The organism is Paenibacillus silviterrae, assembly GCF_030167925.1.
Classification (GTDB): domain Bacteria; phylum Bacillota; class Bacilli; order Paenibacillales; family NBRC-103111; genus Paenibacillus_G; species Paenibacillus_G silviterrae.
In genome coordinates this window covers 3,946,013-3,958,043 of sequence record NZ_JASKUT010000001.1, presented here as the reverse complement: position 1 = coordinate 3,958,043, position 12,031 = coordinate 3,946,013, and the positions used below count along the sequence as shown (strand labels likewise).

Below are 12,031 nucleotides of genomic sequence, written 5' to 3'. Positions count from 1 at the left end.
ATGGCCGATGCAATGGGCGTCCGGCACACTGGGTATGCTATCTTTATGATTATAGACAGTACTTCATTGCTGGACCTTGTACATACAGGTCAATATTACTAATACTGGTAAGAAAGCAGGTGACGTGAAATGAGCTTAATCTATCTTGATAACGCAGCTTCCTCTTGGCCTAAACCACCCCAAGTGTTGGAAGGCATGAGGCTGAGCATGGAACAAGCCGCGGCAAATCCGGGACGGGGAAGCCATCAGATGGCTGTTCAAGCAAGTCGTGTGCTGTTTGAAGGACGCAAACGGCTGGCAAAGCTGTTTAAAGTGAAAAATCCGAATGATATTGTATATGCTTTGAATACGACCATGGCATTAAATCTTGCCATTAAGGGATTCGTAAAAGAAGGAGATCATGTAATTTGCACTGCCGTAGAGCACAATTCGGTGAGAAGGCCGCTTGAATATTTGAAGAGAACCAGAAACATTCAGGTAACCTATATTCAAACGGATAACCGCGGTCACATAGATGTGAATGAAGTGGAACGACAAATGACGAACCAAACCACATTGATGGTTTGTACGCATAGCTCCAATCTGCTGGGGAGCATATTGCCGATTGCAGAGCTTGGTGAATTGTGTCGGAAAAAGGGTGTCAAGCTGCTGCTTGATGCTGCCCAAAGCGCAGGAACGCTGGAAATCGATGTCGAGGGAATGGGCATCGACATGCTGGCTTTTCCCGGCCACAAGAGCCTGTTGGGTCCACAGGGCACAGGAGGGCTGTACATCCATCCTGGGATCGATCTGGAGCCTTTACTTCATGGCGGAACAGGGAGCCAGTCCGAGGCCATAGAACAGCCCCTTGTGCGTCCTGATCGTTATGAAGCCGGTACACCGAATACAGTAGGAATTGCGGGACTTGCGGAGAGCGTGAAGCTTATTCTGGAGGAAACGGTGGAGAGCATTCACAAGAGAGAGTGGGAGCTTACTCAGAGACTGATGCAAGGACTTCAGGAAATTGAAGGTATCACTATATATGGACCGGAAATCGGACAAAATAAAACCGGCATCGTCTCCTTTAACGTGGGGCAGGCGGATTCCTCAGAGGTGGCTTTTATTTTGGATCAATCCTTTCAAATCGCTGTCAGGGCCGGGTATCATTGTACACCGCTTGCTCACGAAATGGCCGGTACGCTGGATAAAGGGGCGGTTCGGGCGAGCGTAGGCTTTTACACGAAGGCTTCGGAGATTGACCAATTGATCGGTGCCGTTAAGGAAATCGCACAGCACATGAAGTGATATAGAGAAAGAAACGTGGGGGGCATAGCCGTATGGGAGAGACGCTGTCCGGATTACCGGTTGAAGTAGTGCTGTTTTTTGCAGGAATCGTTACGTTGTTGTTCTTGATTGTAGTCATAAGCTTATGGGTGAAAATAAATAAGCTTCGCAAATCCTATCAGAAGATGCTGAACGGATCGGGAAGCTTGGACTTGGAGCAAGTGCTGATTGATTTGCAAAACCGTTGTAATGATCAATCAAAAAGAATGGATCAACAAGAGCAAACGATACTGGCTATGCAGCAGCGAATGCAGAAGATGAAATCGAATATCGCGATCCAGCGGTATAACGCTTTTGCTGAGAGCGGAAGTGACCTGAGCTTCTCGCTCGCTTTGGTGGATGACGAGATGGATGGCATCATCTTATCGGGAATACACAATCGTGACCACACCTTTGTTTATGCCAAGCCGGTAGAACAAGGGCAGTCGAAATATACTCTTTCTCCGGAAGAGAAGGAAGTGCTTACTCGATCTTTGCAAAAGAAGCAGTAGATCTCCGATTGATACCTTTTAGTGCTTGCTGAAACGATTTGGCAATGACCTCAGACATATTCATAACTAAGCTGAGCCGCGTGTTTTGAAGCACAAAATACTCCATAAATCCGCCGACGTTGACAATGCCTGTTACGTGCATATTGCCGACAGGGGGGAGCTCCTTGTTGACGCCGGCACCGGGCTTCACCGGACCATTGCCAAGCTGAATGCAGCCCACGCTGGTGAGCTGACCAAGACATGCATCGACCGCAATGATAAACGGATTATTGAAATGCTGATAAATGGTGGTTAACGTTTCATTTAAATTCATGGCATGGACGGGATGATCCAGCGTACCATATAAATGAAGATCGTCAATGTTCGATTTTTTTAAGTGAGTGCCGACCAGCGGTCCTAACGAGTCCCCGGTCGAGCGATCCGTTCCCACACAGACAACAACCACCGGCTGATCGGGAGAAACCGAATGAAGTGCAGTTGAAAGCTTTTCGGAAAGCAGCTCGATGCTGTTGGTTTCGGAATGCATGATTTTGATGATTTCATTCTCTTTGGGCTTAGGGTTGTCTCTATGAAAAGGAAGTTTCATATGGTTGTCCTCCAGTAGGGAAGGAATGGTAAGGCGATTTTTACTAGTATACGAGTGAAACTCCATTTTTATACGTGGGCTAGTAAATTCATTCTTACGTTTGCTAGACAAGCTGAATGAACGGGGAAGGGGCTGATTTCTGGATGCTTATGGCTTTTGATTCCACGCAGCAGGCGTTGAGAGCAGAGATGCTTCTGGAGTATGCGGAGATCGAGAACGATATGTGCCCGACACCAAAGGAAATCACCGCGGGCTGTGCTTTGTCCTTAGAGTTTCCGGAAGAGGAGCTGGAGGCAGTAAAACAAATTATTGCCGAAGAAAAGGTAGAAATAAGGGGCATTTATTTTAAAAAGGATGATAAGTATGTTACCATTGATCTGTAAGGCAGGTAAGGACGCTTGAATAAAATGTTAGTATGGTTTGTTTCCAATGGGGAGGCGGAGGGAGAAAACATGGAAGCCACCTGGCTGCAGTTTAAAGAAAAGCTGCTCGGTTATATCACGGACCCGAATGTATGGACAAATCTATTCCTAGTTCTTGTAAAAATTATTCTTATTTTCATCATAGGTAGAGTGATTGTAAAGGTTTCGTTGAAAGCCTTGGAGCATATGATGGTGGAACGGGAGCGAAGCCCGCTGAAGTTCGATCGGCGGCGGACGAAAACCATTGGCAAGCTGATGGGCAATATCCTCACGTATGTCGTGAATTTTATCATGATTCTGATGATTTTGGCACAGTTCGGCGTGAGTTTGGCGCCGGTGCTGGCAGGGGCCGGTGTGCTTGGACTCGCCATCGGGTTCGGCGCACAGAGCTTAGTGAAGGATGTAATCACCGGCTTTTTCATTATATTTGAGGATCAATTCGCGGTCGGCGACGTAATTCAGATCGGACAGCTCAAAGGAACTGTGGAGGAAATCGGTTTGCGAGTTACCCGAGTGAAGAGCTGGACTGGAGAAGTACATATTATCCCCAATGGGACTATTCAGCAGGTTACGAATTTTTCTGTGCATAACTCCTTAGCTATCGTTGATGTGCAGGTGGCTTATGAGGCGGATCTGGATAAGGCCGTTCGGGTATTGGAAGAGGCTGTAAAGGCTAATTACGAAACGAATGTGAATATGGTAAAGGCGCCGGATGTTCTGGGTGTACAGATGCTTGGGGCAACGGATGTAACCCTGAGAGTAACTGTAGAATGCAAGCCAAATATGCACGCTGTGGTAGCACGTGAATTGAATGGTGTGATAAAGAGGGCATTCGAGGCCAATGGGATCGAGGCTCCTTATCCTAAGATGGTCACCTTCCAAAGGTCGGAGAGGGCGGTCGGGCAGTAGTGGAAAAGAAAGAATATCAGTTGGGCGATGTCGTCATGATGAAGAAGCCGCACCCCTGTGGAACAAATGAAATGGAAATTATCCGCATGGGGATGGATATTCGGATCAAGTGCGTAGGCTGCAAGCATAGTGTGCTGGTGCCTAGAGCGAAGTTCGAGAGCAAGCTGAAGAAAGTGCTGCGATCGACGGCTTCAACCGAGCCGAATGCGGGCGAAAAAGAGAAAGAGTAGCAGGGGAAAGCAAGGCAAAAAAAGGCTTTAAACAGGGGTTGCAAAGGGATAAGACCTGTGCTATTATAGTCCTTGTCCCTTTGAAACGCGGAAAGGTACCCAAGAGGCCCAAGGGGGCTGACTCGAAATCAGCTAGGCGGCGCAAGCCGTGCGTGGGTTCGAATCCCACTCTTTCCGCCATACATACACAAGCCGACGACCAGTAAGGTCGTTTTTTTTTGTTAGGCGGGAAAGAACACGTGGGAAGTGAAATCTTCCTGCCATATATAATACAAATAAGCGACTCCTAAGGGAGTCGCTTTTTAGTGCTTAGCGTGCCCAGAAAGCGAACTCGTCTTCTAGCAGGTGAAAGTCCGGTTGCGTGAGGGGAGAAGCCCCAAGTGAAGCTAGGATGCCTGCGTATTGTCCAAAGCAGCCTGCATTCCCCAGCAGGAGATGGCGCCCCTCCCATTCCGCGGATCCGTAGTGCTTCTGTTAGCCGAACAAGCGCCGGTTCGAAGGGGGAATTCCACCTGGAAGCCGACGCTTTTCGATTATTTAGGGGCTTTCACTTCAACCTCAGTCTGATAAATTCCTTCAACGAGCGGGCTGAATTCAATTTCTGCCGACTCGGCAAATTGCCCTTTGTTTCTTTTACGGACGAGAAGCTGTTTGGACGCACCATCCGTTGAAGTATGTTTGGCAGTCACCTTATATGTCCCGACCGGCACATCTTTCATGCCGAAGCCGCCTGGGAAGTTATAGCCATGCCCAGTGATGACCTTTCCGGAGCTTCCACCCGCCAACGGACCCACAGGGGTAAGAGTTAACTCTACTTGGTTTTCGCTATACCCCTCTATGAAGCTATTCAAGTCCATATAAAGATACAGCTCACCCTTGACGGTTTCCGATTCGATGGTGAAATTACGGATGGCGCCTGTATTCCCCGCGAAGGGCTTGTCGATCTCGGGGGTTAGGTCCACAACATATCCTTCTATGGTATGGGAGCCACCCATATTCCAGGTGGTGGCCAAAAGCGGCAGTTCGATCCGATAATACCCATTTGCATCGGTAACGGTTAGCAGGTTGCTGTTGTAAAGAAGCTGGTTATCGGCGAAGATGTCGGCTCCTTCTACAGGCTTGCCCTTGGCATCGACGACCCGGCCCTTAACGACATAAGGCTCTACCTGCGTAGTTGAGACGGCTGTACGGATTTGAACGGTAGCTTCGCTTCCCGTGGTGGAGAAAGTGACCTGATAGCCGCTATTCTCGGAGACAAAGCGAAGCGGAACCATGGTACTGCTATCGATGATCTGTGCAGGAACGTCTAAAGGAACGGTACTGCCGTTTACGGCCGCTTCGTTGTGGTCGATGGTCAACCTGATTTCGAGTCCTTCCTTCACTCCGATAGCCTGCCGTAAACTACCGGTATCGGACCATTGTACCGAAAAGCCAAGAGTTTCGAATAGCTTTCGAAAGGGGACGAGTGTTCTGCCGTCTTTAATCACAGGCTGCACATCAGTGAAGTGAATCCGTTCCCCATTAAGGTAAACATTCACAGTCGTTCCTGCGGAATAAATACATTGGGAAGGAAAAATAGAAAGCAGCAGGACCCAAAACAAGATCCTAATGGGGAGGGCTCGCCATAGGGTTGTCATCAAAATCATCGCTCCTTAACCATCAAATAAAGCCAGCTTGCAAGCTGGCCCTTATTTGATTTATATGCAACGAATTTTCATTCTTGCAAACCGGTGATGATAAGAATGAAAAGTTGCTTTGGCGAAGCTGAAAAGGAAAAAAGCAGCCTTTCCTCTGTGGAGGCAGGGCCTGCTTTGATGAATTCATTCAATTTTTTAAATGGTGGAGATGGGTTATCCTTTTGGTGGCTTGGGCAAAGGCCATTCGTTCGGTGGTCCGCCCGGTGGTCCGCATGTTCCGGAAATGCATGTCTCGAATGCAATTTTTTCGTGCTTTGTGATTACCGGACTTTCATAATTTTTCTTCATTGGCGTAACTCCCTCGCATTATTTTTTTATAATGTTCAAGTGATCTACCTGTGCCGTCCAAACCCCGTTGGCATTCTGTGTAAGATGGTAGTTATAATGAAGCTTATAATCGCTTAATTTACCTTTACCTATTAGAAGGAAATTATCTACATAGGTCGTCTCATAAGAGAATTGGTTATCATTAATGATACATATGGTGCTGCCGGCACCAACGTAAGGCTCTCCTGAGTTCAGACCCGTGCCTCTGATGCCATGAGCATTGGAATGAAGGACTACCAATGACTTATTGGCGTTTTCCGTAATCTGATAGTTTTGATGGATGACGCCCTTTATATGAATGGGTTCATCTCCGCCATAAACGATCTGATCAATTTCGACCTGCAGACTTGCATTCTGGGTGATCGCTTCCTGGGTAGTTACTGTTTCCAAGGGTGGCACCATCTCCTCTGCAAGGGCTGTGCTTGGGATAAGGAGGGAAGCCATCAAGCCGGAAAAAATCAGCATTCTCCTATGTAGAAACAAAAGTATCACCGTCCTTTTACGAGACATATTGTATCATTGTTGATACAATATGTATAATACCTAACTATTTGTCTAAAAGCAATAGAACGTTCCGTCTTTTTCCGTAGAAATATGAGACTCTGGTCTGTGCTCAGGGATTCCTTATGTTCCCAAAAAAGCTTCAATGGAATGGTTTCGATGGAAGCTTTTCTTGCAGGTCCAACATGGGAAGCTCCGTCGTATGAAAGGAAGAAGAAGTGTCTTCGCCCAGATAACGCCTCATGAGCGTCTCCGCCTCCTTTCGTAAAGAATCGTTAAGTATTCCGAATTCACCTAGAATGCCGCGACATTGATATTCCGTGCGAATCCCGGCAGAGGTACGTTCGCAGTCATATACCTTGATTCCGTTCTTCTCAAGATGCAGACTGACCTCATTCAAATCGATCGTTACTCGCTTCATTGCCCTGTGGAGGGCATGTACATAAGGGCCAGGAGTCTTAACGACAGCGGCAATCCGTTTGGAATCACGATCAAAAGCTGCAATAAGGAGGGGAAGCAACAGGAATTGTTTAATAAATCGGAGTTCTTCGGTTGTGATCGACCTTGACATAAAAGAAATCACCACCCATAATAGAACATATGTTCTATTATGTTCGATAGTACTGATTTTAGTCAAGAAACACAAAAAACTCACACTCCAAGGTTCCGATGGAAAGAGCGTGAGTTCACATATCGATTGAGCATTATGATTGTTTTCGGCGGGAACGGCCCATGTAAGCGAAGCGATCGCATAAATAGCCGATCAATGTCCACGATACGATTGTTGTCAAATACAGCATAATGAAGTTTACATCGGTATATTCAAAGAGCGGCCAGATCCAGGCAGGAACGCTAAGGGAATAAAAAAGAAGGTACACGGCATCGTTCTCATGTCCGATGAAGTGAAGAAAGCAAAGCGCGATCCCCAGCAGGGTAAAGTAAAAGGTTAACGTATATTTCATCGCTGATTCTCCTTTTGGTCGATGAGGGCGGAGCTCCGCCCAGGACAAGTCCTTGGCAACAAGCTCCGCCGGATTCTGGTTAGCCGCGGAATACTTTTTTCCACTTGCGGTTATGGTTGGTGGTTTCCGGGAAACGATCGCCCTTCTTCAGGGTCACGATCTTAGGATTGTTAATCCCTGTGTGAATCGCGTTCTCGCCAACCTCCATATATTCGCCATCATTCGGCGCATGATCGCCGGGACGGAACTGTGTCCATTCACCCATGCCAGGTCACCTCCTGTGTCGTTCTGCTGTTAGATTCTCCTTGAACTGGCGCGCGCATGATGATAAATAATTACCAAACCGGTTTTTGTCGGAACATGCTGGCAATGCGCTTGCCTTGAGGCTTGGTTTTTGCTATAGTGTTATGGTGCGAGTTTTGATACGAATGTATTTTCTTCTCGCTCCTTGCTCCTGATTCCAGGGGCCGTTTAGTCCAAAAGGAGGTGACAACATGCGCAAATATGAAGTGATGTACATTATTCGTCCCGAGCTGGACCAAGATGCGGTTGCAGCAACAGTGGAGAAGTTCGCGAACATCATCAACAACGGTGGCGAAATTACGAAATCCGATGTAATGGGTAAGCGCCGTCTTGCGTATGAGATCAACAAGCTTCGTGATGGTCATTATGTATTGGTTCATTTCAATGCTAACAATGACGTAATCAATGAGCTTGACCGTGTGATGAAGATTTCCGACGAAATCATTCGTTACCTGATCGTTAAAGACGTAGCTTAATTGCATTACTGATTCGTAATTCGAATTCCGGGAGGGTTTACCAGTGTTGAATCGTGTCATTCTGATCGGCAGACTGACCCGCGACCCTGAGCTGCGTTATACGCCGGCAGGAGTTGCAGTGACTCAGTTTACCCTTGCGGTGGATCGCCCGTTCTCGGGACAAGGAGGCCAGCGCGAAGCGGATTTTATCCCTGTCGTAACTTGGCGTCAATTGGCGGAGACGTGTGCGAATTACCTTCGTAAAGGACGATTGGCTGCAGTAGAGGGCCGCATTCAAGTGCGCAACTATGACAACAATGAAGGTCGGCGCGTATATGTGACGGAAGTCATTGCAGACAATGTGCGTTTCTTGGAATCTGCGAATAGCGGAAACCGTGAAGATGGTGGCTTTACGCCTCCTCCTAGCAGCGGTGGTGGTCAAGGCGGCGGTGGTAACCGCGGCGGCTACAGCGGTGGTGCACGTGACAACCAGGATCCATTCCAGGATGACGGCAGACCGATTGATATTTCCGATGATGATTTGCCATTCTAAGCTAGCTTAGGGTGGACGAACACTCCATAACAGAAAGGGATGAAACAGAATGGCTTTCCAAAAGAGAGAATCCGGTGGCGAAGATCGCGGCGAGCGCAAGTTCTCCGGTCGTGGCAAAAAAGGCGGCAAGCGCCGTAAAGTTTGCTACTTCACCGTGAACAAGATCAAGCACATCGATTATAAAGATATCGAGACGCTTAAGAAGTTCATCAGCGAGCGCGGCAAAATCCTGCCTCGTCGTGTAACAGGAACTTCCGCGAAGTATCAGCGTGCGCTGACTATCGCGATCAAGCGTGCTCGTACGATTGCATTGCTTCCTTACACAACCGAATAGGTTGATTGGACAGAGAACGGCAGACCTAGCAGCTAGGTGTGCCGTTTTTTGTTGTTTACATGACTATCATTCCGTGCGGCAAATGATTTATAGTAATATTGTTGGATACATACGAAAAACGAAGGTAAGGGGGAGGGACGCAGATGAAAAAAGGGATACTCACGATGCTGCTGCTGCTCGGTATAACGAATATAGCCAGTGCTTCAACCTTGAATGGGGAATTCGAAGGAAATCCGGTTGTAAAGGTACAGGCGGGGGAGCAGGAGCTGAAGGTAGAGGATGTTCCGGCGATCAATTACAAAGGGCGGACTATGGTGCCCATCTATCTGCTAAGGCAGTTAGGGGCCGAGGTGACATGGAATGACGCCTCCTATAGTGTCAGTGTCGCATTGGACCAGACGAAGTCCGTGGGGGCCAATTCGGGGGCATCATCGCCTGCACAAGGGCAGGGGCAGCCGCAGCCGGTTCTAACGCAAGAACAGAAGGAGCTGGAGCTGATCAAGCAGGTATATCAGACGCTGCATGAGCTCGATCAGGAAATATGGTCCTTTACGGAGCGGCTAGGTGCTTTCAAGGAGCTGGATAACACGACGGACGCTTCCTTTACGTTGAACGCTGACCTTCAAAGCCTTGCTCAACAGCAAACGGACGTCATGGTGTTGGCGCTAAAGGTAGCCGAGAAGGTCAAGATCGAAAATAAAATTATCGACATCATCCAGAGCCAAAGCAAAGCAATAGAGCAGCTGAATAATACGAAGGGCATTCTTCAGCTATGGGTTGCTTCGAAGAACGATACGTCCTTAACCTCATCTATGAAATCGAGTATGTATTATACCGTGCAAGTGGTACAGCGGAATTTGGCGCAGACCAACAAAGTGATACGCGAGCTTGCCCTAAAGGATATTCAGAAGCAGCTCCCGTAGGAGATTTGCTTTAGATGTATGGCAGCAGAACCGGAGGTTCTGCTGTTTTTGTTGTAATGAAGTATCTTCCATGACAGCGGTAACATATAGATAAGATAGTGGACAATGGCTGTAGAGCCTGCACCTACATTTTCCCTGAGGGGGAGAAGATGGTATGATGAAGGGGTTGGCATGAACCGGTGAATCGTTCGTGAGATTCCAAAGACCCGATGAAAGGCAGGGAGAGCTGTGAATATTGCTTTTTTTCTCGTGCCCAAGGATGACGTTATTTATTTATCTCCTCATTCGACCATGCGTCAAGCCTTGGAACGGATGGAATATCACCGCTATTCGGCGGTGCCGCTAGTGGATGATGACGGCAAGTATGTAGGCACGATTACCGAGGGGGACCTGCTATGGAAGCTGAAGCGTTCTCCGGAGATAGGCTTCGAGAATGCACACCGTGTGCAGCTGAAGGATGTGCCGCAGCATATGACGATCAAGCCCGTCCGGATCGCACAAAATATGCAGGACCTGATCACCCTTGCGACCAATCAGAACTATGTACCCGTCATTGATGATAATGAGGTTTTCATAGGAATTATCCGCAGGAGAGAAATTATCGATTATTGCTTCAAGCTGTGGCAAGCCGAACAAAGAGTGTAAAAGTGTGGTATAATGAAATGAAAATCAATCAGGTGCCGCCGGTTTTCTGGCAAGTCGGGCGACCGGCGGACGAACAAGTCCGATTAGGGGAGAGGCGGCTTGTAGTGGATGGATAGGGACATGGATTTGGCCAAGCGTGCCAAGATCATCGAATGGCTGAAGACCGAGCTGGTAGACCAGATGGCTCATTTGCTCAAGGGCATATGGGAAGGCAGCCAGCATAAAATGATAGACGGCCTGGCAAGTCTTGTCGCTTGCTGCTATATACTCGGTCGCCGGCTTGGCATCTCCTTGCGCAGCCTCGATGAAGCGGTGCTCGACAAGATGAAGAAGCATCGGGAAGAAGGGCATCAGCTCGAGGAATGGTACGGCGATATTTCCGCATTGGAAGATCATTTGCGTAAGAGGTGAACAGTTTGGAGACGCAGAAGTCTCGCATGCTCACATGGAGCATCGTGTATATTCTTATTTTGCTTTCGATGTTTTTCCTGCCTGTGATCAATATGGTGACATCCGCCTTGGTCATGGTGCCTGTGCTCGTGATGTACACGAAGCTCCCTGCCAAACGGTTCGCTTTGCACTATGCGATTAGCTTGGCTGTGGTTTATCTGGTTGTCTCCTCGATTTCGGCCGGATGGGTAGGAGCGCTTATCCTGTCCATCGCGCTGTTCTTCCTGCCGCCGGTAATCCAGATGGGCAACCTGTACAAGAAGCGCGCATCCGCACGCTCGGTGATTACCGCAGGAACGGTAACCCTGCTTGGAGAGCTGCTGCTGGGCCTGGTGGTCAGCCAGCTGTTTGGGCTGAACCCGCTGGGGAAGATGAAGCAGTTCATGCTGGGGAGCCTGAATAGCCTTCCTCCGCAGCTGCAGGAGCTCATTCCTATGGATAAGGATATCCTGGTCCAGCTCATGACACAGATGCTGCCGGTGTATATGATAGGCTTCGGCCTATTTTACGCGGTCGTCACGCATTGGCTGGCTCGCAAAGCGCTTGTACGCTCCGGAGAATCGATTCCGAAATACAAACCGATCCGGGAATGGATGCTTCCGAAGTCGTTCGTGTGGTTCTACCTCATCTCTCTGATCATGGAGATGTTCGTGAGAGATACGCATTCGGTATTCTTTACGTTGCTGCTTAACCTGATGCCGCTGCTCACCTTTGCATTTGCGGTTCAAGGGATTGCCTTCTTGTTTTATGTGGCGTATTCCAAGGGCTGGAACCGGGCTTTGCCGATTATCGGCATCATCTCGCTCTTCGTCTTCCCGCCGGCGTATTTTGTGATAAGCTTACTGGGTGTGTTCGATGTGGCATTCCCGATCCGCGATCGTCTGGCTGCTCGCAAGTGATTACTTTTGTGGTGGAAAAGA

General features: G+C 48.4%; 18 protein-coding genes and 1 tRNA gene. 13 read left to right on the top strand and 6 right to left on the bottom strand.

From position 1 onward, the window contains the following. Positions 1 to 129: 129 nt before the first annotated feature. Both QMO62_RS18225 and QMO62_RS18220 read left to right on the top strand, forming a co-directional pair. On the top strand, positions 130 to 1,284 hold the full coding sequence (locus QMO62_RS18225) for an aminotransferase class V-fold PLP-dependent enzyme (RefSeq protein WP_284643031.1): 1,155 nt from the start codon (positions 130 to 132) through the stop codon (positions 1,282 to 1,284). A gap of 32 nt (positions 1,285 to 1,316) precedes the next feature. Further along, on the top strand, positions 1,317 to 1,814 hold the full coding sequence (locus QMO62_RS18220) for a DUF4446 family protein (protein WP_284643029.1): 498 nt from the start codon (positions 1,317 to 1,319) through the stop codon (positions 1,812 to 1,814). Here QMO62_RS18220 and yyaC read toward each other — a convergent pair. Continuing rightward, positions 1,786 to 2,400: a spore protease YyaC gene (yyaC, locus tag QMO62_RS18215; RefSeq protein ID WP_284643028.1), complete on the bottom strand. Its 615-nt coding sequence runs from the start codon at positions 2,398 to 2,400 to the stop codon at positions 1,786 to 1,788. The genes QMO62_RS18220 and yyaC overlap by 29 nt on opposite strands. Before the next feature lie 143 nt (positions 2,401 to 2,543). Here yyaC and QMO62_RS18210 point away from each other — a divergent pair, with 143 nt between their 5' ends. The 4 genes from QMO62_RS18210 to QMO62_RS18195 all read left to right on the top strand — a co-directional run bounded on the left by QMO62_RS18210 (position 2,544) and on the right by QMO62_RS18195 (position 4,141). Next, entirely contained in the window at positions 2,544 to 2,783 is a 240-nt protein-coding gene (locus tag QMO62_RS18210) for a putative Se/S carrier protein (protein WP_284643026.1), read from the top strand. Positions 2,784 to 2,807: 24 nt separating this feature from the next. Beyond that, positions 2,808 to 3,731: a mechanosensitive ion channel family protein gene (locus QMO62_RS18205; protein ID WP_284644976.1), complete on the top strand. Its 924-nt coding sequence runs from the start codon at positions 2,808 to 2,810 to the stop codon at positions 3,729 to 3,731. Continuing rightward, positions 3,731 to 3,961: a DUF951 domain-containing protein gene (locus QMO62_RS18200; RefSeq protein ID WP_284643024.1), complete on the top strand. Its 231-nt coding sequence runs from the start codon at positions 3,731 to 3,733 to the stop codon at positions 3,959 to 3,961. The genes QMO62_RS18205 and QMO62_RS18200 overlap by 1 nt, the downstream gene beginning before the upstream one ends. An 89-nt stretch (positions 3,962 to 4,050) precedes the next feature. Further along, positions 4,051 to 4,141, top strand: a tRNA-Ser gene (locus QMO62_RS18195). A 353-nt stretch (positions 4,142 to 4,494) separates the two neighbouring features. Here QMO62_RS18195 and QMO62_RS18190 read toward each other — a convergent pair. From QMO62_RS18190 to QMO62_RS18170, 5 genes are all read right to left on the bottom strand, one after another. Continuing rightward, a complete protein-coding gene (locus tag QMO62_RS18190) occupies positions 4,495 to 5,499 on the bottom strand; it encodes a stalk domain-containing protein (protein WP_284643022.1) in 1,005 nt (334 codons plus the stop codon). A gap of 465 nt (positions 5,500 to 5,964) precedes the next feature. Then, positions 5,965 to 6,450 (bottom strand): hypothetical protein, encoded by a 486-nt coding sequence (locus QMO62_RS18185; protein ID WP_284643020.1) that lies wholly within the window; start codon positions 6,448 to 6,450, stop codon positions 5,965 to 5,967. Positions 6,451 to 6,628: 178 nt separating this feature from the next. Next, complete coding sequence (locus tag QMO62_RS18180) at positions 6,629 to 7,057, bottom strand: YhjD family protein (protein WP_504928722.1); 429 nt, start codon at positions 7,055 to 7,057, stop codon at positions 6,629 to 6,631. A gap of 133 nt (positions 7,058 to 7,190) precedes the next feature. Further along, positions 7,191 to 7,448 (bottom strand): hypothetical protein, encoded by a 258-nt coding sequence (locus QMO62_RS18175; protein WP_284643017.1) that lies wholly within the window; start codon positions 7,446 to 7,448, stop codon positions 7,191 to 7,193. Between the two features lie 79 nt (positions 7,449 to 7,527). Beyond that, positions 7,528 to 7,713, bottom strand: coding sequence for a YjzC family protein (locus QMO62_RS18170; protein ID WP_284643016.1), 186 nt, complete (start codon positions 7,711 to 7,713; stop codon positions 7,528 to 7,530). Positions 7,714 to 7,942: 229 nt separating this feature from the next. Between QMO62_RS18170 and rpsF the strand changes: the two genes are divergently transcribed. From rpsF to QMO62_RS18135, 7 genes are all read left to right on the top strand, one after another. Continuing rightward, on the top strand, positions 7,943 to 8,227 hold the full coding sequence (rpsF, locus tag QMO62_RS18165) for a 30S ribosomal protein S6 (protein ID WP_284643015.1): 285 nt from the start codon (positions 7,943 to 7,945) through the stop codon (positions 8,225 to 8,227). A gap of 43 nt (positions 8,228 to 8,270) precedes the next feature. Next, on the top strand, positions 8,271 to 8,759 hold the full coding sequence (ssb, locus tag QMO62_RS18160) for a single-stranded DNA-binding protein (RefSeq protein ID WP_284643014.1): 489 nt from the start codon (positions 8,271 to 8,273) through the stop codon (positions 8,757 to 8,759). 49 nt (positions 8,760 to 8,808) lie between these two features. Then, positions 8,809 to 9,093, top strand: coding sequence for a 30S ribosomal protein S18 (rpsR, locus tag QMO62_RS18155; RefSeq protein WP_284643013.1), 285 nt, complete (start codon positions 8,809 to 8,811; stop codon positions 9,091 to 9,093). Between the two features lie 143 nt (positions 9,094 to 9,236). Continuing rightward, the gene (locus QMO62_RS18150) at positions 9,237 to 10,016 is read left to right on the top strand and encodes a stalk domain-containing protein (protein WP_284643012.1); all 780 of its coding nucleotides are present in this window, start codon (positions 9,237 to 9,239) and stop codon (positions 10,014 to 10,016) included. 228 nt (positions 10,017 to 10,244) lie between these two features. Further along, on the top strand, positions 10,245 to 10,661 hold the full coding sequence (locus QMO62_RS18145; RefSeq protein ID WP_284643011.1) for a CBS domain-containing protein: 417 nt from the start codon (positions 10,245 to 10,247) through the stop codon (positions 10,659 to 10,661). A 108-nt stretch (positions 10,662 to 10,769) separates the two neighbouring features. Beyond that, positions 10,770 to 11,072: a MazG-like family protein gene (locus QMO62_RS18140; protein WP_284643010.1), complete on the top strand. Its 303-nt coding sequence runs from the start codon at positions 10,770 to 10,772 to the stop codon at positions 11,070 to 11,072. 26 nt (positions 11,073 to 11,098) lie between these two features. Beyond that, a complete protein-coding gene (locus tag QMO62_RS18135) occupies positions 11,099 to 12,010 on the top strand; it encodes a DUF2232 domain-containing protein (protein WP_284643009.1) in 912 nt (303 codons plus the stop codon). The last annotated feature ends 21 nt before the right edge of the window (positions 12,011 to 12,031 follow it).